This window comes from Uliginosibacterium silvisoli (assembly GCF_036017035.1).
Taxonomy (GTDB): domain Bacteria; phylum Pseudomonadota; class Gammaproteobacteria; order Burkholderiales; family Rhodocyclaceae; genus Viridibacterium; species Viridibacterium silvisoli.
Window position 1 is genome coordinate 104,044 of sequence record NZ_JAYXHS010000003.1, and the last position, 26,647, is coordinate 130,690.

Below are 26,647 nucleotides of genomic sequence, written 5' to 3' on the forward strand. Positions count from 1 at the left end.
GACACCATCGGGCAGCATCACTGGCGCTACCTGCTCGTCCAGCGGCAGCCAGTCGATTTCCTCGACCGTGCAAGTGACCGGCACCTATGACGGTGGTTGCAAGACCTTCAACCCATCTTCCTCGATGGGCTCAGGCGACCAGGATGAAAACCAGGATCCAGCATTCAAGATCAGCGGCGGCACGCTGAAGAATGCAATTCTGGGCAACAACGGTGTTGACGGTGTCCACTTCTACGGCGGCGGTAGCCTCCAGAACTTCAAGTGGAGCAACATCGGTGAAGACGCTTTCACCGTGAAGTCCTCCGGCACGGCAAACCTGAGCGGCATCTCCGGCTACTCGGGCGAAGACAAGTTCGGTCAGATCAACGCTGCTTCGACGACCAACATCTCGAACTGCGTGGTTGATGGTGCAGCCAAGTTCATCCGTCAAAACGGTGACACCACCTTCAAGATCACCGTCACGGCCGACAAGTGCAAGCTGTCCAACCTGAAGGAAGGCGTGTTCCGTTCGGATAGCTCCTCCTCCGTCGCCAAGCTGACCAACAGCGTGCTGAAGAGCGCAGGTTCCCTGTGCATCGGCAAGTGGGCCAGCTGCACGGGTTCGGGCAACAGCGGCAGCTAAGCAGTACACCAGCCTTACCTCGCGTAAGGCTGGTTTTGGTCTTCTGTTGAAAGCGCACAGTCCTGGCTGTGCGCTTTTTTTTATGGGAACTACCTACTTCCTACTTCACACGTACAAGGTCCCTGAATGCCATCGCCCGCTTCGACAAGCTCAGGGCAGGCCGACCTGCGGTGGGGCCGGAACCCAGCGACTCATCCAGCGGCCAAAAGCAACGACACTGGATTCCCGCTTTCCCGGGAATGACGTGACATCTGGACGACTCGGGTGAGCCACGTACGTCATTGCCCTTTCATTGGTGCCGCAGCACCCGTGTGTGCACGGTCCACGTGAATCAACTCACGCCGGCAGCGCACTGTTCGTCCATGCAACTTCTGGCGTAGGGGAAGCGTAGAGTTGCGCCCACCATCGCAACACAAGCTTGCTGGAAACGACCTCGAATGAGGGGCAGCCGGAGACACACCCGCCCAAATAAAAAACGCATGCTCGTGGGGAGCATGCGTCTTGATCAAGCATCTGCGCCATTCAGTCCATTGCGCAGGCAAGAAAGGGCGAGTGTAGTGGCGCTGTTACTCCCATGCGTCGTAGCGATCAGTCATAGAAATTGCCGACATCAGGGCAAGTTGCCCATGACCCCTTGCACAAGACATCCGTCTTCCGCAAATAGCTATTCGTAAGTTTCGCTACGCTACCTGCGCTGTCTGATACGAATACCGCTTCGGATACGTTCGCCAGCTCGCAGCGGTCCGCAAAAACGGTGATATTGAAGCGAGCACCTTTGCTCTGGCTGACGACCTTGCTCATCTTGCTCATTGTGCAGTTTGATAACTTCAGCGTGGTAGGCGCATCCACCTGGAACAAGCCATTGCCATTCGTTGCAGAGATGCTGCTCGCCACGACGTCACCTGCGCTCTTGATCGTCACAGCCTTTTCCTGAAGCTTGCCCCAACGGATATTGTCGAGCGTCGCGCCGTTGAACACATGAATGGCTTCGTCATAAGGCGAATTCTCGCCGAACATGACATTCTTCAACGTCGCACCACTCTCGAGGCGGAACATGGGCTTGTCCGTCGTTTCGCTTCCGCTCTTCCTCAGCCCAGGCCCTGGACTGAAAGTCTTGCATTCGCCGTCGTATGTAGTCTTATTTACGACGATGGTGGCATCAACTGTCACGCTGCCGTTCGATGCACATCTGGCGCCCGTAATGCCGGTCGCACGTGAGCTCTTCGCGGAGGACTTGTTCTCGACAACGCTCGCCTCTGCAAGCGTTTCCAGGTAGCAGGCGTTCGGACCCACATCGGGCAACGGCGCCTTCATGCCGAAGTTGGCGAGGGTACAGCGTATGCCATTGGTAGCAATGACGCCGGGCCCTGACGCACAGCCTCCGTTGTATTTGTCGGTGCTCTTGCAGCCAGCAATATGCACGACCATCTTGCCGTTGAAGCTGCAAAAATCTCCGAGATTTGCACAGAACCTGCCCGTGGGAACCATGTTGCCGTTGGCATCGGTTGCCGCTTGTGCGCTCATGCACAACAAGGCTGCCGCCATGCTGATCCATAATTTCGTGATCATTCGCATCGTCTGTCTCCTTAGACTCCGTCTTTTGTAAAAAGCCCGCTGTATCGCGGGCTGGGCATTGCGATCATTCGACCCGTGTCAGGTCGCATCGTTCCTGGTTAGCCACATGCGGAGCAGCCGTCGGGCTAAGGCTTGGCCGCATCCGGTTTGAGCACGACGATGCGTTCACCGACCGCAATCAGGTTGCGGCTCTCGGGATCAAACATGCCGGTCAGGAAGTTTTCCTGCGTATGGCTCGGCAGCGTCAGCCAGGTCTTGCCCGCGTCCTCTGAACGCAGCAACACGCCCTTCGTACCGACGACCACGATGTTCTGCGTGCCCGGCTCGATGAGGAGCTTGCGCAGGTTCACGTTGGTGTCACTGGGCATCGCCGTCCAGGTCTTGCCCTTGTCCGTAGAGCGCAGCAAGCTGCCGCCAACCCCTGCCAGGAGCCATGCGCCCTCCTTTGGCTCGATCACGGCGGACAGCAAAGTGCCGCTTGGGCCGGTCGGAATGCTTGCCCATTTCTTCCCACCATCCTCGGATCGCAGCAGGACGCCCTTCGCCCCTAGCAGCAGGATGACGCCACTCGAGTCGTCTACAAAGGTCTCCCAGATATCGGGCATTTCCGCCAAACCGAAATCCTGCGACCCCCAATTAAGGCCGCCATCTTCGCTGCGAAACGTCATCCCCGACTTGCCCGCAATCAGAATGACGTTGTGCCTGGCGCTGTAAAGACCCGTACGGAACATGTCATTGGTCTTCACGCCAACCTGCGTCCAGGTCAAGCCTCCATCCGTAGAGCGCTGAAGCGTGCCGCTCTTTTCAACGGCGAGCACGGCCTTGCTCCTCTCATCGAGAATCAGCTTGGTGAACTCAGCGGCTTGCTCCCATGGCGTATCGAAGACAGTCGTCCAGGTTTTTCCATCATCGGCCGAACGCATGATCGTGCCCGGCCCGCCAGCCGCAAGCAGCGCCTTGCTCTCCGGGTGACGGATCAACGTCAGGTAGTTGGTCGGTGCCATCTCCTGCGCATAATTCACCTTGACGGCCTCCCAGCTGACCCCATTGTCTGGCGAGCGCACAACGCTGCCGACGCGGCCGAGCGCAAGCACCGTCTTCTTGTCAGCCGCGGTAGTGACGGTCCGGAAGCGTTCGGCCATATTCGCCGACAGTACAGTCCATTGCACGCCCAAGTCCTCGGAAATGGCCAGATTGCCACCGTGTCCGAAGCCAACCATCAGCCGCCTCTTGGGGTCGAAGAACGCCGCCTCCACGCCATCCATGCCTTCGGCCTTGGTGCGCCCCCATACCTGGCCGCCATCTGGTGTGCGTAGCGCCAATCCATGATGGCCAACGATCACCAGCATGCTCTGGCTCTCGTCATAGACGGCATCGGCGAGGTAGGTATTGCCGTCGCCGGAATCGACTTGCCAGCTACGCCCCTCGTTTCTGGAACGGAGGAGATCGCCATTGTGCGTAGGCATGAACCAGGTCTTGCTCGTCGGCTCGAAAACTCCTGCAACGACGTAGCCCTTGGACTTTGTGCGCGTCAGCTGCCAGTTCTTGCCCTCATCGCTGGACCGAAGCAGGCGCCCTTCCGTGCTCGCGGCCAGCAAGGTCTTGCCGTGGCTGAAGAACGAAATTACCGGCCCGTTCATAGCCGGCTTGGTCGCTTGCCAGGTCTTGCCACCATCACTCGAGCGCAGCAATGCGCCCTCCAGCCCGCCCGCGAACAGATTGCCACTGGACGTATCCACGAACAGGCTGATCAGCTCGGCCGGTGTATCCACCTGCACCACCTGCCAGTTCTTGGCATCTTCGGATCGCAATACGGTACCTGCGGTCCCGACGATCAACCAGCTCTTGCTGGGTGCGTGATAGATCACGCTGCGCAGGTCGGTTGCGACGGGCCCTCGACGACCGGACCAGCTGCGGCCGTTATCTTCCGACCGCAGTATCTGCCCGCTCGAGCTCACCGCAACAAGCGTCTTGCCATCGTCATTCGCGGCAAGCTGCTTGATAGGCGAGTCGATCGGCGTAAGCGTGAAGTTCCATTTGCGCCCGTCTTCGGAGCGCAGGATGGCGCCATCTTCTCCCCATACGAATAGGGTGCCGGTAACCGGCTCAACCATCCCTTTCTCAAGGCGCGGATTGATGACTGTCGCGGTATAGGCCGGTGCCGCAACACGGCCGGAAGCAGCGTCGGCAGACCCGCCTGATGACGAAGGCTTGCATGCAGACAATGCGAGCAATGAAAGAGCAAGCGTCACGCAAAGAATGCGTGGCACGGCGGAAGTGATGCACATCATGTGTCTCCTCTTGTAGACGCCAGCAGTGCTGTGGGGATCGTCCGCCACTTGATGTCGCGGATCGTCCTGCGTCGGTTTTTGCGGAGTCAATTGTAGGCTGTTGCAGGCCGCTCGTTGCAGCTGTTATGTGGTGCAAAGCAGCACCTCAGCATCAATAATTCAGTTTTAAAATCAACGATATGCGGTTTTGCCAATTACGGCAGATCAGACGGCCGCCGCGCGCCGAAGCCGCGCTGCACAAGCCTGTGCCGACGCCGCAATTGCATGGCAAGAAACGCCACGACGATCACATTTGCAAGCAGCACAAGGCCATTGACGAGCGATGCCCTCTGCATGAAATGATGAATTTCCAGCGGCACGTAGAGCCCGCCAGACAAGGCTCCCAGCCATTCAGCCCATGCCTTGTCACGCCACAGCCCGTAGGCCTCCATGAAGCGCAGCAGGATGTAGCCTGCCGCCAGCCACATCAAGGCCTGTACGTTTGCACCGGGCAGCATGTCGGCGTAGTGAAGAATGATCGACGAATAGCGCCCATCGGGGCTCAACCTGAAACGCCCGATCAACGCCTCTGCGAGATGCCGCACATCGTGGTGCATGAGATCGACTACGCCGATGATCGCGATCAGCGCCGCAAAGCCCTTGATGGCTTCGAAAACCGCGATGGCGCGCAGCGTGCGTCGTGCTGCAACAGGGTGCGGGCTTGAAGCAATCGGGCTCGGCTCGTTCTGGCTCATGCGTAAATTGTCGATCACCGGTGGGAACGCTGCTCATTGTGCATCGACCTGCGCTTGCGAAGCGCCGGAATTGCGCATGGACCGATCAGGCCCCCGATACCGTTCGCGACGAAGCCTCAGCGGACACTTGAGGTGAGTTCAGGTCGCTGTCAGGTTTTTGTGGCATCGTCTCCTTCCGCCTCTTTCTCCATGGTTTCCAACCCGGGCTATCCATGACCTCACTTGTTGCTATTGACTGGGGAAGCTCCAATCGCCGCGCCTCGCTTTTGCGCGATGGCGTAGTAGTAGACCGCCATCACGATGCCGAAGGCGTGCTGACCTGCGGCGGCGACTTCGCTGCCTCGCTCGACGCCTTGCTTGCACGCTGGCCCGAACTGCCTGCGGATGCGCCCGTGCTGATGTCCGGCATGATCGGCAGCCGCAGCGGCTGGGTCGAGGCACCTTACGTCCCCTGCCCTGCCCGGCTCGATGCGCTGGGTACACAACTCATCGAAGTACCTCGCGATGATCGCTTTGCCTCACTAAGCTCACGCCGCATCTGCATCGTGCCCGGTGTCTGTCAGTACGACGAGCCCGACGTCATGCGCGGCGAGGAGATCCAGATCCTCGGCAGCATGTTGCTCGGGGGCGGCGACGGCATCTACGTATTGCCCGGCACCCACAGCAAATGGGTGATCGTCGAGAACGGCTGCGTCACACGCTTCCGCAGCTTCATGACAGGTGAGTTGTTCGCGCTGCTCGGCAAGCACAGCTCGCTCGCAAGCTTGCTCGGTGCAGACAATGCAAGTGAGGACATGGCCGCCTTCCGCGCAGGCGCGGCGGCAGCTGCGGGGGGCGGCCTCAGCCATCGGCTGTTTGGCCTGCGCGCGTCCGTCCTGCTCGGTGCGCAAGGCGCCGCCAGCAGTCAATCGTGGTTGTCCGGGCTGCTCATCGGCGCCGAATGGCACGATCCACACGTGCGGGCGTGGATACGGTCCGCTGCGACAGCAGCCACCGATGGCGAGGTACGCATCGTCGGCGAAGCTCACCTCGCACACCTGTATGCACATGTCGCCGAAAGCATAGGCGCAAGCGTACGCGGCTTCGCGCCCGAAGCGAGCTTCCTCGCAGCCATACAACATCTCTGGAGCTCTGGATCATGAGCACGCAACGTACCAACATACCGCTCCCCGCGCTGCCGCTGATTCCCATCTTGCGCGGTCTCACGCCCGCCGAGGCAGAGCCCGTCGGGAAAGCGCTCTTTGCAGCGGGCTTCACGATGCTGGAAGTGCCGCTCAATCGCCCTGGCGCACTCGAATGCATCGCAATCCTGCGTCGCACTTTACCGTCAGCCATCGTCGGTGCAGGCACCGTACTCTCGGTTGAGCATGTCGAGGCCGTGGCATTGGCCGGTGGGCAGCTCATCGTATCGCCGGACTGCAACCCGGATGTCATCAAGGCCAGCGTTGCGATGGGATTGTGGTCGCTGCCCGGCGTAGCTACGCCAAGCGAAGCATTCAGCGCTCTTCGCGCCGGCGCTCACGGGCTGAAAGCTTTCCCGGCGGAGGCCATCCCACCTGCCGCGCTCAAAGCCTGGCGTGCGGTATTGCCCGCCGAGGTCGCGCTATTTCCGGTCGGCGGTATCACCCCGGATCGCCTGGCGATCTATCACGACGCAGGAGCAAATGGTTTCGGCATTGGTGGCGCACTGTACGCGCCTGGCCTGTCGCTCGACATCATCGCGGCGCGTGCCAAGGAATTTGCGGCCGCGTGGCGGGCACTGTCGCGCTGAGGGCGCGCGACAGCACGGGCCGCCTGCTCACTCGTCTAGCAGGCCACTCGCCAGCGTGACGGAGGCGCCATTGATCACGCAATGTGCCAGGCCATCGGCCTGTGACAGCACATGGTCTGCGTAAAACCGTGCGGTGATGATCTTCGCTTCAAGGAAGTGTTTGTCGGCATCGCCTGCGCCAATACGCCGATGCGCCGCCAATGCGGCGCGCGCGAGTTGCCAGCCACCGAACACGATGCCAGCCAGGCGCATCAGTGGCACGGCCGAGGCATGCGCTTCTCCCGGCAGTTCGGGAAAAGTGCGCAACAGCCATACGACACTACTGGCCAGTGCGTTGGCGCCGGCGTTGAGTGATGCACCAACACGCCCGAAATTCTCGCCGCCGATCACCGTGCAATGGGCTGCCACTTCGCGCATTTCGGCGAGCACAAGACCGATGGCCGCACCCTTGTCACGCGCGATCTTGCGGCCGATGAAATCGTTCGCCTGGATCGCCGTCGTACCTTCGTAGATCGTAGTGATGCGCGCGTCGCGCAAGTACTGCGCTGCACCCGTCTCCTCGATGTAACCCATGCCACCGTGAACCTGCACGCCGAGTGAGGTGACCTCGATGCTTGTCTCGGTGCTCCAGCCTTTCACAATGGGAATCATCAGGTCGACGAAGCCCTGCGCCCGCGTCCGCGTGAGCTCATCTGGGTGGCGCTCGGCCTTGTCGGTGGCGCCCGCGACGACGTAAGCCAGCGCGCGCATCGCCTCCGTCTGCGACTTCATGAGCATCAGCATGCGCTGCACATCGGGGTGTCGGATGATGGGCACGCGCGCGCCCGCCTTCTCCGCAGGGTCGTAGCCTTGAATGCGTTCGCGCGAGAACTGCAAGGCGCGCTGCCAGGCGCGTTCCGCCAATGCCACCCCCTCAAGGCCCACAGCAAAGCGCGCCGCATTCATCATGATGAACATGATGGCGAGACCATGATGCGGTTGCCCGACGAGATAACCGACCGCGCCGCCCTCGTCACCGTAGGCCATCACACAGGTGGGGCTCGCATGGATGCCGAGCTTGTGTTCGAGCGACACACAACGCACGTCGTTGCGCGCACCGAGCGAGCCATCGGCATTGACGAGAAACTTGGGCACCACAAACAACGAGATGCCTTTCACGCCTTCCGGTGCTTCCGGCAAGCGTGCGAGCACGAGGTGCACGATGTTGGGCGTGAGGTCATGCTCGCCGTAGGTGATGAAGATCTTCTGGCCGAAAACACGGTACGTACCGTCAGCCTGCGGCTCGGCGCGTGCACGCACGGCGGCGAGATCGGAGCCAGCCTGCGGCTCGGTGAGGTTCATGGTGCCGGTCCATTCACCCGCCACCATCTTGTCGAGAAAGATTGCCTTCAGCGCGTCGGACCCGCGCGAGCGGATCGCTTCGATGGCACCGTTGGTAAGCATCGGGCATAGCGAGAAGGCCATGTTCGAGGCCTTCCACATTTCATTCAATGTAGTGGAGAGCAAAGTCGGCAAGCCTTGTCCGCCATGCTCGGGCTCGGCTGCAACGGCCGTCCAACCCGACTCTGCGAACTGGCGATAGGCGTCTTTCCAGCCCTTCGGCGTGGTCACTGCATTGCCATCGAGACGTGAGCCTTCACGGTCACCCGTCGCGTTGAGTGGCGATAACACACCACCGGCAAACTTCGCAGCCTCTTCGAGGATGGCCTCCACCAGATCGGGCGACACGTCGTCGCAGCCGGGTAATGCAGCGACCTCGTCTAACCCGGCAAGCTCGCGCAGGACGAATTGCATGTCCTTGATCGGGGCCACGTACTCGCTCATGCCTGTCTCCTTTTTTGACTTGCTTGTGAGTTGTCCACCGCTGGGCAATACCGGCTATCTCATCGTATATCTCGCCACGGCCTCGAGCGAATCAAGCGGCGACGCGCCCACGACAGCGGAGACCAGATGCAGCACCTGCGGCAACGAACACGAACTGCAGGAAGCCCATGGTCGAAGGTAGTCTGCACCGGCAACACGGTCGTGACGCAAGCCACTGCCGTCATCGGCAAAGAACAAGGCATCGTCACGGCCCATATTGGCCTTAACGGCATCCGACGTCAGGGCTGCAGCCTCACTTGCGAAGACATGCAACACGTTGTCATCGGTTGTAAGAACAAAGATTGTCATGCGCTCCACGTGACAAGGGCCGCATTTGCGGCCCTTGCTCCAGACTTAGAGTGACGCAGTCAGTTGCGGCACCAGTTCAAACAAATCCCCAACGATTCCATAGTCGGCTACGCCGAAAATCGCGGCATCGGGGTCCTTGTTGATCGCTACGATGACCTTCGATTCTTTCATGCCGGCCAGATGCTGGATGGCGCCGGAAATGCCAATGGCAATGTAGAGATCTGGTGCCACGACCTGCCCGGTCTGGCCGACCTGGCTTTCATTCGGCGCGAAACCGGCATCCACGGCAGCACGCGAGGCGCCGATCGCAGCGCCCAGCTTGTCGGCCAGTGGCTCGAGAACCGAGTGGAAACTTTCGAAACTCCCGAGCGCGCGGCCACCGGAAACCACGGCACGGGCGGAGCCCAAAGCGGGCCGTGCCGACACGGTCAGCTCACGGCCAATGAGTTTTGTCACGCCCAGATCGGGCCCCGCCGGAGCCGTCTCGATGACTGCGCTACCGCCTTCTGCCGCGACGGCATCGAATGCCGACACGCGCACGGTGATGACCTTCACCGGATCAGCCGACTGCACGGTTGCCAGCGCACTGCCTGCGTAAATGGGGCGCACAAACGTATCAGCCGACTCCACGCCTACGATGTCCGACACCTGGGCGACGTCCAGCAACGCAGCGAGACGCGGACCAAGGTTCTTGCCGAAACTCGACGCAGGCAGCAGCACGTGGCTATAGCTACCACCCAGCTGGGCTGCCGCGATGGCGATGTTCTCGGCGGTGTGATCGGCGTAGTGCGCCGCATCGATGACACGCACCTTGGCCACACCCGCAATCTTGCCGGCAGCCTGGGCCGCGTCGGCGCAGTTGCCGCCAATGACCAGTACGTGAATCTCACCACCTATTTTTGCAGCAGCCCCCAGCGCGTTGAGCGTGGTGGACTTGATCTGTTTATTGTCGTGTTCTGCAATGACCAGAATGCTCATGTTCTTTTTCCTTAAATCACTTTGGCTTCATTGCGCAGCTTGCTGACCAGCTCTTCGACACTCGCGACCTTCACGCCAGCCACGCGCGCAGGCGGTTCGCTCACCTTCAGCGTCTTCAGGCGCGGCGTGATGTCCACACCGAGCGACTCAGGCGTCACGGTGTCGAGCGGTTTCTTCTTGGCCTTCATGATGTTCGGCAAGGTTGCATAGCGCGGCTCGTTCAAACGCAGATCGGTCGTCACGATGGCAGGCAGGCTCACCTCCAGCGTTTCCAGACCGCCATCGATTTCACGCGTCACGGTGAGCTTGCCATCACCCGGCGCAAGCTTCGAGGCGAAGGTCGCCTGCGGCCAGCCCAGCATGGCGGCGAGCATCTGCCCTGTCTGGTTGGCGTCATCATCGATGGCCTGCTTGCCGAGGACCACAAGCTGCGGCGCTTCCTTCAAGGTGACGGCCTTAAGCAGCTTGGCCACGGCCAAGGGCTGCAACTCCACGCTGGCGTCCGTCTCGACAAGGATGGCGCGATCCGCACCAATGGCCATCGCCGCGCGCAGCGTTTCCTGGCTGTTCGCTGCGCCACAACTCACTGCAATCACCTCGGTTGCCACGCCGGCTTCACGCATGCGCACAGCCTCTTCCACGGCAATTTCATCGAAGGGATTCATGGACATCTTGACGTTGGCCAGATCGACGCCGCTTTGATCGGCCTTGACCCGTATCTTCACGTTGTAGTCCACCACACGCTTGACCGGCACCAGAACTTTCACTGTCTTTCTCCCACAGCTTGGTTAGCTTCATAAAGGATGAAGTATCGCATTGCAGCGCGCGCTGGGCACGCCTCGCAGGCATAACCACTTGTTATTGCGCGATCAGCCAATGGCTGAAGCCTTTGCTGATCCAGGTCAAAACCAACACAGCCTTACAAGTTGATACACAAGCTTGCCAGTGTGAAACACCCATTAACGGGGCCGAGACCTAAGATTTGATCGCGCCATCACCTGGCTCTCACCACAAGGAAGACACACCATGAAGACCCGGAACATTCTCCTCGTCACACTCGCCATCACAGCGAGCAGCGTCGTACTCGCGCAGCAATCCGCGCCCGCTGGCGAGCGTCCGATGCGCCAGCGCATGGAAGAACGCATCAAGGCTGCCGACGCCAACAAGGACGGCAAGATCTCGAAAACCGAAGCGGCCACGATCCAGCCTCTGACCGAGCACTTCGATGAGATCGACACCAACAAGGACGGCTTCCTTTCCCAGGACGAGCTGAAAGCCGCCGGCGACAGGATGCGCCGCGAGCACGGCGGTCGTCGTGGCCACGGCCCTCACGGCCCATTCGGTGCGGTCGACGCCAATCATGATCGCGTCATTACCCGTGACGAGATGGTCCAGCATCAGCAAAAGATGCTGCAGGACTTCGATGCTGCCGATGCCAACAAGGACGGCAAACTCAGCGCCGATGAAATGAAGGCCTTCCACGACAAGATGCGCGCTCAACGCCCACCACGCGGTGATGCACCACCTCCTGCCAAGTAAATCTGTCACCACACCAGAACAGGCGCACCCAGCACAGGTGCGCCTGTTTTCGTTTGTTGTAGCGCAACCTTGGCAATCTGGCGACTCGGATAGAATGAACCTTCTGCGAACGCGCCCTGTCCGAGCGCATGCCCATGTTCAGAAATGGGCTTCCAGTCACCACCTCCAACAGCGTTCCATATAGAAAACAAACATGAATGCGCTCAACCAGCTCTCACCGCGCCTGATCTTCCTGGCCCTCTTTGCCTTCTGCACCAGCCTCCTCGGGTACGGCCTTTACCTGCAGCACTATCAAGGCCTCGAGCCCTGCCCGCTGTGTATCCTGCAACGTTACGCATTCGTCGGCATCGCGCTGTTTGCCTTGCTGGGAGGACTGTTCAATCCACGTGGCATTGCACTCAAACTCTGGAGCGGTCTGATTGTCATCACCGCCATTGCAGGTGGCAGCGTGTCGATCCGCCAGAGCTGGCTGCAGCACAACCCACCGGAAGTCAGCACCTGCGGCCCGGACCTGAACTACATGATCAGCCACTTCCCCTTGTCGGACGCTTTGCCAAAACTCTTCCATGGAGAGGGCGATTGCTCGAAGGTCGACTGGAGTCTGTTCGGTCTGTCGATGGCCGAATGGGCGCTGGTGTGTTTCGTACTGGTCATTGCCATCAATATCTGGCTGATCTTGCGTCGCCGCACTGCCTGATACAGCGATCACGCAGCCAGTCAGAAGTCTGAAAAGAGCCGCCGGGAAATACATTTTCCGGCGGCTCTTTTTACTTCCAGTCCTTGCCCATATGGCCCCCAACCTGGCCTGACAAGCGGTTCATTTCACAAGACGCAATCGAATCTTATGCAGTAAGATTGCCGCATGGCAAACGTCAAGAAAAGCACTTCTGCAGCCGTCGCACCGGTCAAACAAGACATCGGGAAGGATGATGGCAAGGAGGCACGCGGCTCGATCCAGGTCATTGACCGGATGATGAGCCTGCTTGACGCACTTGCGCACCACCGGGAGCCGCCAGGGCTCAAGCAACTGGCTCAGGACACCGCCCTTCACCCCTCCACTGCACACCGCATCCTTGGCGCACTCGGCGCGAGTGGATTTGTCGAGCGCACCGATGGCGGGGCATACCGTCTCGGCATCCGTCTGCTGGAGCTCGGCAATCTCGTCAAGAATCGCATCTCGCTGCGCGAGACTGCCATGCCCTCGATGCTGCGCCTGCACGCTGCCACGGGCGAAAGCGTCAATCTGGGGATGCGTAGCGGCGACGAAATCGTCTATATAGAGCGCACCTCAAGTGGCCGCTCGGCCGTGCGCATCGTACATATCGTGGGAGCACGCGCGCCGTTGCACACCACCGCGACCGGCAAGTTATTCCTTGCGGAAGATGGCCCTGAGCTCAACCGGGAGTACGCCGACCGCACGGGCTTGCCCGGCAATACGCAAGCCTCGCTGACGACGCTCCAGGCACTCGAACAGGACCTTGCACGCGTGCGCCGCCAACAAGTGTCTTACGACATGGAAGAAGTGGAAGTAGGTGTGCGCTGCATCGCTGCGGGCATTCGCGATGACGACGGCGAGCTGGTCGCCGGCTTGTCGCTCTCCACGCCGACAGAACGGTTCAACCCCGACTGGGCACCATTGGTACGAAATACTGCAATGGAGATTTCGCGCGCACTTGGCTACAGCGGCGACGGCAAGATAGGCAACAAGCGCTGATCGTCCTGAGCCCTTCTTGTCTCCCGCGCCATTGCGGCGCGGCAGGTCCTGTCAGCCGTCAGTTAAGCTTGCTGAGCGTGGATACGCTGGCGATGCGAGCCGGTGCGACGGCAGTCTCAACCCACTTGCGGATGCGGATAGCGTCTGCCACGCGGGTAAAACGCCCCGACGAGTCCAGCAAGATGATTGCCATGCGCTTGTTGGCCAGCACGACTTGCATCACAAGGCATTTACCAGACTCGTTGATGTAGCCCGTCTTGGACAGGTTGATCTGCCAATCCGAGTTGCGCACCAAGGCGTTGGTATTGTGGAAGGCGCGCTCGCGGCCGCTCACCGGCACAGAATATTCGGCAGTGGTACTGAACTCGCGAATCAGGGGATAGTGCGAAGCTGCGGTGGTCATTGCTACGAGGTCGCGTGCAGACGCAACGTTATTGCGATTCAAGCCGATGCTGTCGTAAAAACGCGTTTCACTCAAACCCAGCGCCTTGGCCTTGTCATTCATAGCCTGGATGAAGGCTGAGTGACCACCCGGGTAAAAACGGCTCAGCGCCGAAGCAGCGCGATTTTCCGAAGCCATCAATGCCAGACGCAGCATGTCTTCACGCGTCAGGCGCGTGCCGACGGGTAGATGCGAGCTCGTGCCTTTGAGGCGATCCACGTCGTCATCCGTAATCTGCAACATCTCGGTCAAATCGAGATTCGCGTCCAGCACCACCATCGCGGTCATCAACTTGCTGATGGAGGCTATCGGCTGGGCCAGCGAAGCATTTTTTTCCAGGAGGACCTGGCCTGAATCCATGTCCTGCACGATAAACGCGGAGGACTTCAGGAGAGGATTGCCCTCACGATCAAAATCCGGAACTGCACGCGGCAGGTAAACCGTCTTGCGTGTCGTTGTGACCGCATTCTTCGTTCTGGTAGTTCTGGAGAACACAACCTTGTTGACGCGCGGTGCAGCAGCGCTGCTCCTTGTCGCCTTCGTCGCTTTCATCGTTTTGGCACGCGCACGATTTTGCTGACTAGCCGCACTCGCGTCTGCAGAACAGACCAGAGAAAGCGTCAGGACAGCCCCCATCAGCGCGAAAAACAAGCGATTCGAAATCATCTGCAACTCCAGTAAAACAACTGCTTCTTTAAATTGTAGCAATAGCTATGAAAATTAGACACATAGAAACGAAAGTTGATGCATTTACTCCGCTTCTGTCCAGACATGCTCGAATATGTCTGCCTGCTGCCCGAAGCCTACGCCGTCCTCTGACTCGTCAATGCGCAGAAAGTGCGCAATTTCAGCACGCCTTTTCATCGCATCGCGATAGCCCAGCTCCATCAATTCGCGCGTGTAGGGCTTCTCGAAAAGCAGATAACTGAGTATTGCGGAGCCTGCGCGGCCGTAGGCCCCCGTTCCGCGTAGCACGGTGCGCAACGCCCAAGGCAGGGCACGAACATGCTTCGCTGCAATGAAATCCAGGCGCTCACTGGGCGAAATTACCAGAGCTTCAATGGGCTTCAGCGACACCCCTGCCTTCTCACGTACCTCGGGCGGGATTCGCCCCCAAGTATCGTTGATACGTTGCAGCCTCTCAATGTCTACGGCCAGACCATCCAGAAAAATACTCGACATGGTATGACCGGCAATCTGGGCGGGTGAAGGGTAGCGATCAGATCGCGTGCGGCGGGTCTCGCCTTCCCGGCGGCCATTTCCGATCACCAGTACGCGTTCTGCCCCGAGATGCACAGCGGGGCTGACAGGAGCCAGTTGGCGCATCGATCCGTCGCCAAAATACTCGCGGTTGATTTTCACGGCCGGAAAAACAAAGGGGATGGCGCTCGAAGCCATCAAGTGATCCACGGTAATGCGGTGCTTGAGGCCAACCCGCTGGGCGCGACGCCACGGACTCACCTCGGCATTTGCCTCGTAGAAAGTCAGGCTCTCGCCCGTCGAATAACCCGAGCAGGTGACGCTGACCGCGTACAGATGGCCCGCCTTGATCGCGTCATCGATGCGGTTGAAGTCGAGGTGATGCTGCAAGAGCTCGCGCAGCGGAGTGTTGTCCAGCAGAGAGCGTGGGCTGCGGTGAAACAGCCACCCCATGAGCAGGGCTCCCGCCCAGCTCACTACAGATTGCATCACAGCCAATGTGTCGGAGCGATACACCTGGCTGACCGTGAAGTTGCGCCAGATCCACGCAAGGCGCCGCACGGACTCGCCGAAGTTGTCGGCATAGCAAGCCAGCGCCGCTGCATTTACGGCTCCCGCCGAAGTGCCGCAAACGATCTGGAAAGGATTGCCTTGGCGCCGTCCCCAGATCGTACGTACGGCACTCAACACACCAACCTGATATGCAGCACGCGCCCCTCCTCCGGTCAGCACAAGACCGACTTTGCCAGTCGATCTCTCTACGAGCCCATCTATCGTGACGCTTGCTGCTCTATGGTCTGCAAAGCCCTCGCCCATGACGCCCACCCTCCTGAAATGAGCTTACGGCATGTCGTCGCCCGCGCTTGACTCAGGAAGACTGTCGGTTGCGTTACAACCGACAGGCGCTCACCTTGATTCGTTGGCCTGCCCCAAGTCCCGCCCGGCTTCGACAACCGTCAAAGCAGCCATGTTGACGATGCGGCGTACCGTCGCAGTAGGCGTCAGGATATGCACGGGCTTCGCTGTACCCAGCAGGATCGGCCCGACCGTCATGCCCTCACCCGAGGCGGTCTTGAGCAGATTGAAAGCGATATTGGCTGCATCCAGGGTCGGAAAGACCAGCAGATTCGCATCTTCCCGCATGTGCGCATTCGGGAAGATTTGCATTCTGATTTTTGCGTCCAACGCTGCGTCGCCGTGCATCTCCCCTTCGACCTCAATATCAGGGCGACGCGACTGCAAGAGCTGGAAGGCGTCACGCATCTTGGTCGAGGTGGGTGAATCATCGGTGCCAAAGCTCGAGTGCGACAGCAGCGCCACCTTTGGCATCATGCCAAAGCGGCGCACCTCCTCGACAGCCAGGCACGTCATCTCGAATATCTGCTCGGCATTCGGATCGTAGTTAACATACGTATCGCACAGAAAGATGGTTCGCCCCGGCAGCACCAGCAAGTTCATGGCGTAGAAGTTGTGGACGCCTTCGCGACGCCCGAGCACGGTATTGACCAGCGAAAGATGCTGATCATGCATCCCGTAGGTGCCGCAGATCATGCCATCTGCGTAACCAAACTTGAGCAACAAGGCCCCGATCAGGGTCGTGCGACGGCGAACCTCGCGCTTGGCGTATTCCACTGACACCCCTCGACGCTCCATCAAGCCGTGATAGTGCGTCCACAGCTCACGGTAACGCGGATCCGAGTCCTGGTTCACCAACTCGAAATCGATCTCCGGCCGCATGCGCAGGCCAAATCGTTCGATATACATCGAGACTACGTCAGGACGGCCAATCAGGATCGGGCGCGCCAAGCCCTCGTCTACGACGGCCTGCACGGCCCGCAACACGCGCTCGGATTCACCTTCTGCAAAGATGATGCGTTTGGGCGCACGCTTGGCCGCAGAGAACACCGGCTTCATGATCAGGCCGGACTGCCATACGAAATTGTTCAGCTGCTGCGTGTAGGCATCCCAGTCCTGGATCGGCCGCGTCGCCACGCCCGACTCCATCGCTGCACAGGCCACCGCCGGTGCGATCTTGACGATGAGACGAGGATCGAAAGGCTTGGGAATGATGTACTCAGGGCCGAACGAACACGGCTGTTCGCCATAAGCGGCCGCGACGATGTCCGAGGCTTCCACCTGCGCGAGCTCGGCGATCGCACGCACTGCGGCGAGCTTCATCGCGTCATTGATCGTCGTCGCTCCGACGTCGAGCGCACCGCGGAAAATGAACGGAAAACACAGGACGTTGTTGACCTGGTTCGGGTAGTCGGAGCGCCCAGTGGCGATGATCGCGTCCGAGCGCACGGCTTTGGCTTCGCCGGGAAGGATCTCCGGCACGGGATTGGCGAGCGCGAAGATGAGCGGATGCGGCGCCATGCGCGCAACCATGTCCGGCTTCAAAACGCCCGCCGCCGACAAGCCGAGGAACACGTCAGCGTTGTCGATCACCTCCCCTAGCGTGCGCGCCGAAGTTTCCTTCGCGTAGCGTGCCTTGATGGGCTCCATCTCCTCGATGCGTCCTTCATAGACGACACCCTTGATGTCGGTCACCCAGATGTTCTTGACCGGGATGCCCAGCATCACCAAGAGATCGAGACAGGCCAGCGCCGCCGCCCCCGCGCCCGAGGTCACCACCTTGACCTGATCGAGAGGCTTGCCCATCAATTTCAAGCCATTGAGTATCGCCGCGCCGACGACGATCGCCGTGCCATGCTGGTCATCATGGAAGACCGGAATCTTCATGCGCTCGCGCAGCTTGCTTTCGATGTAGAAGCACTCGGGCGCCTTGATGTCTTCCAGATTGATACCGCCGAAAGTCGGCTCCAGTGAAGCGATGATGTCGATCAATTTATCGGGATCGCGCTCATCGATCTCGATATCGAACACATCGATACCGGCAAATTTCTTGAAGAGAACGGCCTTACCTTCCATCACCGGCTTTGCAGCCAGTGGACCAATCGGGCCAAGCCCCAGCACCGCCGTGCCGTTGGTAACAACGCCAATCAGATTGGCTCGTGCCGTGAGTTCGCTCGCCTGTGCTGGATCATCGACGATGGCATCACACGCCGCTGCCACACCCGGAGAGTAAGCCAGCGAGAGATCGCGCTGATTACTGAGAAGCTTGGTTGGCGTAACCGATATCTTTCCCGGCCGCCCTTGACGGTGGTACTCCAGCGCCTCGGCGCGAATTCTTTCATCCATGAACCCACCTCTTGAAATTCAGCCACCGGCTGCATGCATGTCACAAGCATGCAAGAGCCGCACCGGAAAGCGCAGCGCTTTCCGGTGAGCTACATTCTACGACTCGGCACTGGAAGACTGTCCCCGGGAAAACCACAAGAAATCGTGGAAATCTGCAGCACCACCTGCACGGGAAACTGACGGGAAAAAGAGAAGGAGGGAGATGATTGAATCGGCCAACGCCGACGAAGAGACCTTGCCACCAATCAGGGAGAAGCGCTCAAGGCAACCACCTTATGCAGAAAATCACTGCAGTGCCGGGCTACAAGCCGTGGAAGCACTGCCACGCCAGATCAATCAACCAGGGTTTCCGGTCGACTCGACATCCTTGGTAGTTGCCACGACCGGCACCACGCCTGATGTGTTCGCAGCAACTTCTGCACGCACGCTGCCGAACTTCATGATCTGACGAAAGCGCTCAACTTCGTTCAGGACCTTTGCAGCGTAGGTCATATCGGACGCATCAGAAACGCCACCGTACTGCTGCAAGGCCGCTTCGAGCGCACCATTGTTACGCATGTACTCGCGCAAGATGCGCGCACCGACGCGGATGTTCTCGGTCGGCTCCAGCAGGGCAACTGCGCCCAGTGAGGAATCAATCTTGTCTTGATGGAAACGCGGGATGATCTGCATCAGACCCTGCGCACCGAAAACGCTCTCAGCCAGAGGGTTGAAGCCGGACTCAACGGAAGTCACAGCCAGAATCAGCACCGGATCCACCTTGGTTGCACGGCCTTCGTGAATGGAGGTCCATACCAACTGCTCCAGGCCCGTTGCCGACACTTTGTAGCGTTTGGCAAGGTATTGCACCAAGCGCGTGTATTCAGGACTCAGCTTGCCCTGCTCCACTGGTGAGGCGTCAGCAACACCATCAGCAACGGCCAGCACCTCAGCTTCGGCAGGATGGAAGGCAACGCGCGGATTAAGCCCATCAACGCCATGTGCGGCATATTGATAAGCGACCAGACTCACCACCAGAACACCGGCAACGAGCAGACTGCCGTGCGCAAAATTCAGGAAAAAACTGGCGGCGTGCCCTGCGAACCGCTTAAGAAACTTCACATCAGACATCTTGACCTCCACACGTTGCCACGTCGGACGGCTTTGGCGCACAAACACTTCGTGCGCGGCCGAAGCCAATCGTCTCGCAATTGGCCCCAAGGACATGGACAGACTCTCGACGGATGCCCCTGCAGCAGGCAGGTTCCGTCTTGTTTTACCGATCTCCTACTGCCCGCGAATACCACTCCGGCAAACAGTGAATCTCTGGTTGAAGTCTTGCCAGGCGTCACTTTGATGACAGACAGACGGCAAGATTCGTGGCTCAGGATTGCGCCCACAAGGGCAGAAAACCTGATTTATTTGACATCTCCAAAAACGCTTTTCCAGCTTTTCGGCCACGTCAGGATGGGGCCATTCTATTGATTTGATTGAACTTTGTCAATCCACCACCAAACCCCCGCCCCACGGGGACTTTGCATTTGTCATACTCCGATTTCGTGCTGGATATCACGCGCCATGCGACCGTTCGTCGCCCCTGGCTAAAGCTGCACGCGATGGCTGATACAAAGAAAAAGGGGCGCTCGCGCGCCCCTTTTGATTCACCAACAACTCCGATCAGGAAGGACGGGAGCCAGATGGGAATGGCCAGGCAGCCGTCGGGTTCAGCGACGACTTGAGACCTGGAGTTGCCGCCGTCGAAGGCGTTGGCTTTACTTCTGCGGCAGCTGCCGGTGCTGCGGCAGCAGGCGCTGCAGGCGCAGCGGCAGCAGGCGCAGGTTCCGACTTTGGCGCAGCGGCCTTCTTGGCAGCAGCCTTTTTCGGCGCCGCCGTCTTGGGAGCAGCCTTCGGTGCCGAAGACTTCTTCACTGCAGGCTTGGCAGCGGCTTTGACAGGAGCAACCTTCTTTACAGCAGGCTTGGCAGCTGGCTTCTTCGCAGCAGGTTTGGCAGCAGCTTTCGCAGGTGCCTTTTTCGCTGCAGGCTTAGCAGCGGCCTTCTTGGCTGCTGGCTTCTTGGCAGCCGGCTTTGCTGCAGCCTTAGGTGCGGCCTTCTTCACAGCAGGCTTGGCTGCTGGCTTCTTGGCAACAACCTTCTTGGCTGCCGGTTTCGCTGCCGCCTTAGGCGCTGCCTTCTTCACTGCAGGCTTGGCTGCCGGCTTCTTGGCAACAACCTTCTTGGCTGCTGGCTTGGCCGCAACCTTCTTGGCTGCTGGCTTTGCAGCTGCCTTAGGCGCTGCCTTCTTCACTGCAGGCTTGGCTGCTGGCTTCTTGGCAACGACCTTCTTGGCTGCTGGCTTGGCCGCAACTTTTTTGGCTGCCGGCTTTGCTGCTGCCTTAGGCGCCGCCTTCTTCACTGCAGGCTTTGCAGCAACCTTCTTGGCTGCTGGCTTTGCAGCTGCCTTGGGGGCTGCCTTCTTGACTGCAGGTTTCGCAGCCGCCTTCTTGGTACTGGACTTTGCTGTTGCCATCACACACCTCCTTTGCTAGTCGCTGGGGTTTCAAGCCCAACACGAGGAAAGCACCGCCAGCCTGGCAAGCTGGAAGTGCGTTGCCGTACTACCGTACGGCGCTGGAAAAACCGTCCAACAAAAACGAAAGCAGCGCGCCCTGCTTCTCTTGCGAGAAACGGGACGCGCTGCCAATACTTGAGGACTGCTCACATTGACCACCGCAATGCGGTGGGTGAACGTGAGCACCCCGAAGGGCGCTCGAAAGTCGAAAAGGATTCTGCAAGCAGGAGATCAATCCCAACTCAGTGCTCCACCTGTTTGATATTCGATGACGCGGGTCTCGAAGAAATTGCGTTCCTTCTTGAGGTCCAGCATCTCGCTCATCCATGGGAAAGGATTCTCGGCTCCTGGGTAAATCGCATCGATGCCGATCTGCTGGCAACGACGGTTTGCGATGAAGCGGAGATATTCCTTGAACATGGAAGCATTCAGACCCAGCACGCCGCGCGGCATGGTGTCTTCGGCATAGCGGTACTCAAGCTCGACACCTTGCTGCATCAGGTCGCGGATTTCCTCGCGGAACTCCGGCGTCCAGAGATGCGGGTTTTCAAGCTTGATGGTGTTGATCAGGTCGATACCGAAATTGCAGTGGGTCGACTCGTCACGCAGGATGTACTGGTACTGCTCGGCAGCGCCCATCATCTTGTTCTGGCGACCCAGCGCCAGGATCTGCACGAAGCCAACATAGAAGAACAGGCCTTCCATGATGCAGGCGAAGACGATCAGCGAGCGCAGCAGTTGCTGATCGGTCTCGTGCGTGCCGGTCTTGAAGTGCGGATTGGTCAGGATGTCGATGAACGGGATGAGGAACTCATCCTTGGCACGAATGCTGGCGACCTCGTGGTACGCATTGAAGATCTCGCCCTCATCCAGACCGAGCGACTCGACGATGTATTGGTAGGCATGCGTGTGGATGGCCTCTTCGAAAGCCTGGCGCAGGAGGAACTGACGGCACTCAGGCGCGGTGATATGCCGATAGGTTCCGAGCACGATGTTGTTCGCAGCCAGAGAGTCGGCCGTGACGAAGAAGCCGAGGTTGCGCTTCACAAGGCGACGCTCATCGTCAGTCAAACCATTCGGATCTTTCCACAGCGCGATGTCGCGCGACATGTTGATCTCTTGCGGCATCCAGTGGTTGGCACACGTGGAGAGGTACTTCTCCCAAGCCCACTTGTACTTGAACGGCACGAGCTGGTTGACGTCAGTCGCACCATTGATGATTCGCTTGTCAGCGATGTTGATGCGACGAAATTCGTCACCATCCTCAAGGTCGCTGGCATGTGTCGACGAAACCGATGCAGCACTCGCCAGGGAATGCGCTCCCTGCGACAGGGACGACTGCGTCTGCAGTCTTGCCTGCGATGAGTTCGTGCTCACAACATCAATATCGTTTTCAAAGTTCAGCATGCCATTATCCTTTAGATGATTTTGCATTTGAATGCAAACATTTTCTACTTCGAGTTGACCGCCGATCGCCAGTACTGGCGCGGCTCTCCACGCGATCAACTCATTTGTCATTTTCACCAACTGCCCGCAAAGCCGCGCCAGACAAGCATCTACGCAAACCACTCTGCAAACCATTGCAGCGCAACAGCCTGCAAGGCAACAGTTGTTCGATACACAACACTTTTTGATCGACTGCGCGCACACGTTGCGAGCACATCTTTGTCGTCGACCACTCCATCACACTCGCGAAGCGTTTCCTTGCGAGCAAAAAAATCACTGCGCCACCCTCCCCTGCGATGTGTTTTGCATTCGCGCAAGACATCGCAGAGAGGATTCATGTGACGCTTATCGTCACTTTCCGAAGCAGCTCATCGCCGCCCGAAAAGCAGACCCTTCATCAGCAACTTACTGGCAAGACTCGCACTCAGGATTGTCGATCGAGCAGAACTTCGCTTCGACAACTTCTTCGCTCGCAGTGTTGATGCTGCCGGCACTTGCCGCGCTGATGCCACCACTCACCGGCACAGCATTCAGCTCACCACCGCGTCCCGTCGACTTCTCTGCCGCTGTCGCACCCATCGCACGCAGGTAGTAGGTTGTCTTCAAGCCACGCAGCCAAGCGAGCTTGTAGGTCTCATCGAGCTTGCGACCCGACACACCGGCCATGTAGATGTTGAGCGACTGCGCCTGGTCGATCCACTTGGCGCGACGTGCAGCGGCTTCGACAATCCACTTCGGTTCGATCTCGAACGCGGTCGCATACAGACGACGCAGCTCTTCAGGAATGCGATCGATCTTGGCCAGCGATCCGTCGAAGTACTTCAGGTCGGCAACCATCACTTCGTCCCACAGACCGAGCGCCTTCAGATCACGCACCAGGCTTTCGTTGGTGACGGTGAACTCACCGGAGAGGTTCGACTTCACGAACAGGTTCTGGAAGGTCGGCTCGATACACGCATCCACACCCACGATGTTGGAGATGGTTGCAGTCGGCGCGATGGCGACGCAGTTGGAGTTGCGCATGCCGACCTTGTGGATGCGCTGACGCAGGCTTTCCCAATCGAGCGTCGCGGAGCGATCCACTTCGACGAAGCCACCACGTTGCTCTTCGAGCAGCTTGAGCGAGTCGAGCGGCAGGATGCCACGGTCCCACAGCGAGCCCTTGAAGCTGGAGTAACGACCGCGCTCTTCGGCCAGATCGGTCGAGGCCCAGTATGCGTAGTAGCACACGGTCTCCATCGAACGGTCGGCGAACTCGATTGCCTCTTGCGATGCGTACGGCACGCGCAGCGCATGCAGGCAGTCCTGGAAGCCCATGATGCCCATGCCAACCGGGCGATGCTTCAGGTTGGAATTGCGCGCTTTGCCAACGGCGTAGAAATTGATATCCACCACGTTGTCGAGCATGCGCATGCCAGTGCGGATCGTGCGCTTGAGCTTGTCGTGATCCAGCTCCTTGCCACCCTTGCCGCTGTCCTTCAGGTGCGCCAGCAGGTTGACCGAGCCCAGGTTGCAGACGGCGATTTCGCTGTCGGAAGTATTGAGCGTGATCTCCGTGCAGAGATTGGAGCTGTGCACCACACCAACGTGCTGTTGTGGCGAACGGATATTGCAAGGATCCTTGAAGGTGATCCATGGGTGACCCGTCTCGAACAGCATCGACAGCATCTTGCGCCACATCTGCAAGGCAGGCAGGCGACGGAACAGCTTCAGCTCGCCTGCATCGGCCTTGCGTTCGTAGGCGACGTAAGCCTCTTCGAAAGCCTTGCCCCACTTGTCGTGCAGATCAGGCACGTCGGAAGGCGAGAACAGGGTCCACTCACCGGCATCCATCACACGCTTCATGAACAGGTCGGGAATCCAGTTGGCCGTGTTCATGTCGTGGGTGCGACGACGCTCGTCACCGGTGTTCTTGCGCAGCTCAAGGAACTCCTCGATGTCGAGGTGCCAGGTTTCGAGGTACGCGCAGACCGCGCCCTTGCGCTTGCCACCTTGATTCACGGCGACGGCCGTGTCGTTCACCACCTTGAGGAAAGGAATGACACCCTGGCTCTTGCCATTGGTGCCCTTGATACGGGCACCCAGTGCGCGCACCGGCGTCCAGTCGTTGCCGAGACCGCCAGCGAACTTCTGGAGCATGGCGTTTTCCTTGATCGCGCCATAGATGTCTTCCAGGCTGTCATCGACCGTTGTCAGGTAGCAGGACGACAGTTGCGAGTGCAACGTGCCGGCATTGAACAAGGTCGGCGTCGAGCTCATGAAGTCGAAGGTCGACAGCACGTTATAGAACTCGATGGCACGCGTCTCGCGATCGACCTCACCGAGCGCCAGGCCCATGGCAACGCGCATGAAGAACACTTGTGGCAGTTCGATGCGACGCTCTTCAATGTGCAGGAAGTAGCGGTCGTACAGGGTTTGCAGGCCAAGGTAGCCAAACTTCAGGTCGCGCGATGCATCAATGGCGGCGCCAAGGCGAGCCAGGTCGTACTCACCCAGTTTGCGATCCAGCAGTTCAGCGCCGATACCAACCTTGATGTAACGCGGGAAGTATTCCGCGTAACGCGTTTGCATATCGTCTTGCTGCACCTCTTCACCCAGCACTTCGAGGCGGATCTCATGGAGCTGCAGGCGAGCCGTTACATAGTTATAGTCAGGGTCCTTCTCGATCAGCGTGCGAGCCGCGAGGATCAACGCCTTCCGGACTTCTTCACCAGGCACGCCGTCGTACAGATTGCGCAGCGCGGCATCAAGGATAGGCTCGGCACTGACGTGATCGCCGAGGTTAACGCACGCGGACTCAACGAGACGCTTCAGTGCGGCAATGTCCAGCGGACGACGAACACCGTTCTCGACCACGTGCAATGCAGGCTCGGCGGCTGTCTGGGCGTGCTGGGCAACATCCGCAGCGCGCTCGGCCGAACGCTTCTCGCGATAGAGAACATAGGCACGCGCCACATCGTGCTCGCCTGAACGCATCAACGCGAGTTCGACCTGATCCTGGATGTCTTCAATATGGAACGTGCCGCCATTCGGTTGACGACGCACCAGTGCGTTGACGACGCCATCGGTCAACTGCCCGACGACATCCCGCACACGTGCAGATACCGCACCATGCGAGCCTTCGACGGCCAGGAACGCCTTGGTCATCGCCACAGCAATCTTGGCCGGCTCAAAATGCACCACCGCACCATTGCGACGGATGATCTTGTAGTCCGCGTAATCCGTCGCCGAAGACTGGCTGGTAGGGATGACGCCGCTCGTGGCGACAAAGGACGGCTGTTGCGCGTCGATCGCAAGCTGCATGAACTCTCTCCTTGATGATGCTTCCGTTGCTTCAACCCCTCACGAAGCTGGCAACAGAATCTGGGTGACTGGATAACTTGAAAACGCTTGCAAACTGGCTTGAAATCTTGGTCTTCGCTTGCCCTCCCTCTCCAGCAGTCACTCTTGTTCGTGAAATCTGCCGAGCTGGAAACCTACTAGATGTAGTAGCGAAGTGACCACTTGCGACTAATTCTAGTGGTGGCTCTGGTAACTGACAAGCAGGATTTTTATTGTTTTGGCGTTGTGCAATGCGCCAAGATGTGAACCTGGCCAGGGACGATTGCGCAGAGCAAGGAATGACGCCAGCGAGCGTCAGATTCAGCGCGCGTCAATACGGACTCTCACCTTGCCGGCGACGCCAGTGCGGCAGAGTTTTCACCCGGAATTCGGGCCAGAGACGACAGAGAAAACAAACGCTGGAACCAGCGCAAAGTGATCCTCCGGGAGCCCTCATCCGGAAGGCCGCGGCTTCATGAAACACCCCGGCCATTCATGCCAGGCAGCTCAACCAGAGGCGGCGCCCTGCGCTGCAAGCAGCGCACGCAAGCGGGGCCACTCGAAGAATGGCCCCGGGTCCGTCTTGCGGCCGGGCGCGATGTCGCTGTGCCCGCAGATATCGGCCAGCGGATGGCGTTCGCGGATGCGTAGCAGCAGGCGACTGAGGCAATCGTACTGCTCGGCGCGGAATGGCAGCGTGTCACTGCCTTCGAGCTCGATACCAATGGAGAAATCATTGCAGCGTTCGCGCCCTTGCCAGCTCGACACGCCAGCGTGCCAGGCGCGTCGGGCGGTCGGCACGAACTGCATGAGGCTGCCATCACGACGAATGAAGAAGTGGGCGGACACGCGCAGCTGCACGATGCTTGCGTAATACGGATGCTCGTCCGGGTCCAGCCGATTGGTGAATAGCTGCTCGACGCCCGGACCGCCAAATTGATCGGGCGGCAGGCTGATGGCGTGGATGACGACCAGGTCAACGCCGCCCCCTTCCGGTCGCTCGTCGTGATTGGGAGAGGCGACGAAATGCGCACCCGGAATACGGCCGTCGTCATCGAGAGGAGCAATCCATTGCAAGGCTGGCATGGCGA

Annotated in this window: 21 protein-coding genes; 7 read left to right on the forward strand and 14 right to left on the reverse strand. The window is 59.3% G+C overall.

Annotated features, from left to right (window positions below; genetic code table 11):
* Nucleotides 1-622 (forward strand): pectate lyase (locus VVD49_RS15295; RefSeq protein WP_327600072.1); only part of this gene is annotated, 622 nt, incomplete at its 5' end.
* Nucleotides 623-1,210: 588 nt separating this feature from the next.
* Here VVD49_RS15295 and VVD49_RS15300 read toward each other — a convergent pair.
* From VVD49_RS15300 to VVD49_RS15310, 3 genes are all read right to left on the reverse strand, one after another.
* Nucleotides 1,211-2,191, reverse strand: a complete 981-nt coding sequence (locus VVD49_RS15300) for a pectate lyase (protein ID WP_327600073.1) — start codon at nucleotides 2,189-2,191, stop codon at nucleotides 1,211-1,213.
* A 131-nt stretch (nucleotides 2,192-2,322) separates the two neighbouring features.
* On the reverse strand, nucleotides 2,323-4,488 hold the full coding sequence (locus tag VVD49_RS15305) for a WD40/YVTN/BNR-like repeat-containing protein (RefSeq protein WP_327600074.1): 2,166 nt from the start codon (nucleotides 4,486-4,488) through the stop codon (nucleotides 2,323-2,325).
* A 194-nt stretch (nucleotides 4,489-4,682) separates the two neighbouring features.
* Complete coding sequence (locus tag VVD49_RS15310; protein WP_327600075.1) at nucleotides 4,683-5,222, reverse strand: DUF2127 domain-containing protein; 540 nt, start codon at nucleotides 5,220-5,222, stop codon at nucleotides 4,683-4,685.
* Between the two features lie 212 nt (nucleotides 5,223-5,434).
* Here VVD49_RS15310 and VVD49_RS15315 point away from each other — a divergent pair, with 212 nt between their 5' ends.
* Both VVD49_RS15315 and VVD49_RS15320 read left to right on the forward strand, forming a co-directional pair.
* Nucleotides 5,435-6,364, forward strand: coding sequence for a 2-dehydro-3-deoxygalactonokinase (locus VVD49_RS15315; RefSeq protein ID WP_327600076.1), 930 nt, complete (start codon nucleotides 5,435-5,437; stop codon nucleotides 6,362-6,364).
* Nucleotides 6,361-6,993: a 2-dehydro-3-deoxy-6-phosphogalactonate aldolase gene (locus tag VVD49_RS15320; protein WP_327600077.1), complete on the forward strand. Its 633-nt coding sequence runs from the start codon at nucleotides 6,361-6,363 to the stop codon at nucleotides 6,991-6,993. The genes VVD49_RS15315 and VVD49_RS15320 overlap by 4 nt, the downstream gene beginning before the upstream one ends.
* 27 nt (nucleotides 6,994-7,020) lie before the next feature.
* Here VVD49_RS15320 and VVD49_RS15325 read toward each other — a convergent pair whose 3' ends face one another.
* Genes VVD49_RS15325 through VVD49_RS15340 form a run of 4 tightly spaced genes read right to left on the reverse strand, consistent with a single transcriptional unit; the run spans nucleotide 7,021 to nucleotide 10,910 of the window.
* Entirely contained in the window at nucleotides 7,021-8,817 is a 1,797-nt protein-coding gene (locus VVD49_RS15325) for an acyl-CoA dehydrogenase (RefSeq protein WP_327600078.1), read from the reverse strand.
* 54 nt (nucleotides 8,818-8,871) lie between these two features.
* A complete protein-coding gene (locus tag VVD49_RS15330; protein WP_327600079.1) occupies nucleotides 8,872-9,165 on the reverse strand; it encodes a hypothetical protein in 294 nt (97 codons plus the stop codon).
* A gap of 45 nt (nucleotides 9,166-9,210) precedes the next feature.
* Entirely contained in the window at nucleotides 9,211-10,143 is a 933-nt protein-coding gene (locus tag VVD49_RS15335; RefSeq protein ID WP_327600080.1) for an electron transfer flavoprotein subunit alpha/FixB family protein, read from the reverse strand.
* Nucleotides 10,144-10,154: 11 nt separating this feature from the next.
* Nucleotides 10,155-10,910, reverse strand: coding sequence for an electron transfer flavoprotein subunit beta/FixA family protein (locus VVD49_RS15340; protein ID WP_327600081.1), 756 nt, complete (start codon nucleotides 10,908-10,910; stop codon nucleotides 10,155-10,157).
* A gap of 259 nt (nucleotides 10,911-11,169) precedes the next feature.
* On the opposite strand from VVD49_RS15340, the gene VVD49_RS15345 reads away from it, so the two are divergent.
* The 3 genes from VVD49_RS15345 (at nucleotide 11,170) to VVD49_RS15355 (ending at nucleotide 13,396) form a co-directional block, all read left to right on the forward strand.
* Nucleotides 11,170-11,682, forward strand: a complete 513-nt coding sequence (locus VVD49_RS15345; RefSeq protein WP_327600082.1) for an EF-hand domain-containing protein — start codon at nucleotides 11,170-11,172, stop codon at nucleotides 11,680-11,682.
* A 193-nt stretch (nucleotides 11,683-11,875) separates the two neighbouring features.
* Nucleotides 11,876-12,379 (forward strand): disulfide bond formation protein B, encoded by a 504-nt coding sequence (locus VVD49_RS15350; protein WP_327600083.1) that lies wholly within the window; start codon nucleotides 11,876-11,878, stop codon nucleotides 12,377-12,379.
* Between the two features lie 273 nt (nucleotides 12,380-12,652).
* A complete protein-coding gene (locus VVD49_RS15355; RefSeq protein WP_327600591.1) occupies nucleotides 12,653-13,396 on the forward strand; it encodes an IclR family transcriptional regulator in 744 nt (247 codons plus the stop codon).
* 58 nt (nucleotides 13,397-13,454) lie between these two features.
* On the opposite strand, the gene pbpG is transcribed toward VVD49_RS15355, so the two are convergent.
* From pbpG to VVD49_RS15375, 4 genes are all read right to left on the reverse strand, one after another.
* On the reverse strand, nucleotides 13,455-14,390 hold the full coding sequence (pbpG, locus tag VVD49_RS15360; RefSeq protein ID WP_327600084.1) for a D-alanyl-D-alanine endopeptidase: 936 nt from the start codon (nucleotides 14,388-14,390) through the stop codon (nucleotides 13,455-13,457).
* A gap of 198 nt (nucleotides 14,391-14,588) precedes the next feature.
* Nucleotides 14,589-15,854: a patatin-like phospholipase family protein gene (locus VVD49_RS15365; protein WP_327600085.1), complete on the reverse strand. Its 1,266-nt coding sequence runs from the start codon at nucleotides 15,852-15,854 to the stop codon at nucleotides 14,589-14,591.
* Nucleotides 15,855-15,944: 90 nt separating this feature from the next.
* The gene (locus VVD49_RS15370) at nucleotides 15,945-18,239 is read right to left on the reverse strand and encodes an NADP-dependent malic enzyme (RefSeq protein ID WP_327600086.1); all 2,295 of its coding nucleotides are present in this window, start codon (nucleotides 18,237-18,239) and stop codon (nucleotides 15,945-15,947) included.
* A gap of 336 nt (nucleotides 18,240-18,575) precedes the next feature.
* Nucleotides 18,576-19,445 carry a lytic transglycosylase domain-containing protein gene (locus tag VVD49_RS15375; protein WP_327600087.1) on the reverse strand — a complete coding sequence of 290 codons (870 nt, stop codon included), beginning with the start codon at nucleotides 19,443-19,445 and terminating at the stop codon, nucleotides 18,576-18,578.
* Nucleotides 19,446-20,082: 637 nt separating this feature from the next.
* Here VVD49_RS15375 and VVD49_RS15380 point away from each other — a divergent pair.
* Nucleotides 20,083-20,766 carry a hypothetical protein gene (locus tag VVD49_RS15380; RefSeq protein WP_327600088.1) on the forward strand — a complete coding sequence of 228 codons (684 nt, stop codon included), beginning with the start codon at nucleotides 20,083-20,085 and terminating at the stop codon, nucleotides 20,764-20,766.
* 254 nt (nucleotides 20,767-21,020) lie between these two features.
* Here the strand turns inward: VVD49_RS15380 and VVD49_RS15385 are convergent, their stop codons facing one another.
* From VVD49_RS15385 to ampD, 3 genes are all read right to left on the reverse strand, one after another.
* Nucleotides 21,021-22,196 carry a ribonucleotide-diphosphate reductase subunit beta gene (locus VVD49_RS15385; protein ID WP_465189062.1) on the reverse strand — a complete coding sequence of 392 codons (1,176 nt, stop codon included), beginning with the start codon at nucleotides 22,194-22,196 and terminating at the stop codon, nucleotides 21,021-21,023.
* A 444-nt stretch (nucleotides 22,197-22,640) separates the two neighbouring features.
* Nucleotides 22,641-25,538, reverse strand: coding sequence for a ribonucleoside-diphosphate reductase subunit alpha (locus VVD49_RS15390; protein ID WP_327600089.1), 2,898 nt, complete (start codon nucleotides 25,536-25,538; stop codon nucleotides 22,641-22,643).
* Nucleotides 25,539-26,063: 525 nt separating this feature from the next.
* The gene (gene ampD / locus VVD49_RS15395; protein WP_327600090.1) at nucleotides 26,064-26,642 is read right to left on the reverse strand and encodes a 1,6-anhydro-N-acetylmuramyl-L-alanine amidase AmpD; all 579 of its coding nucleotides are present in this window, start codon (nucleotides 26,640-26,642) and stop codon (nucleotides 26,064-26,066) included.
* Nucleotides 26,643-26,647 lie beyond the last annotated feature (5 nt).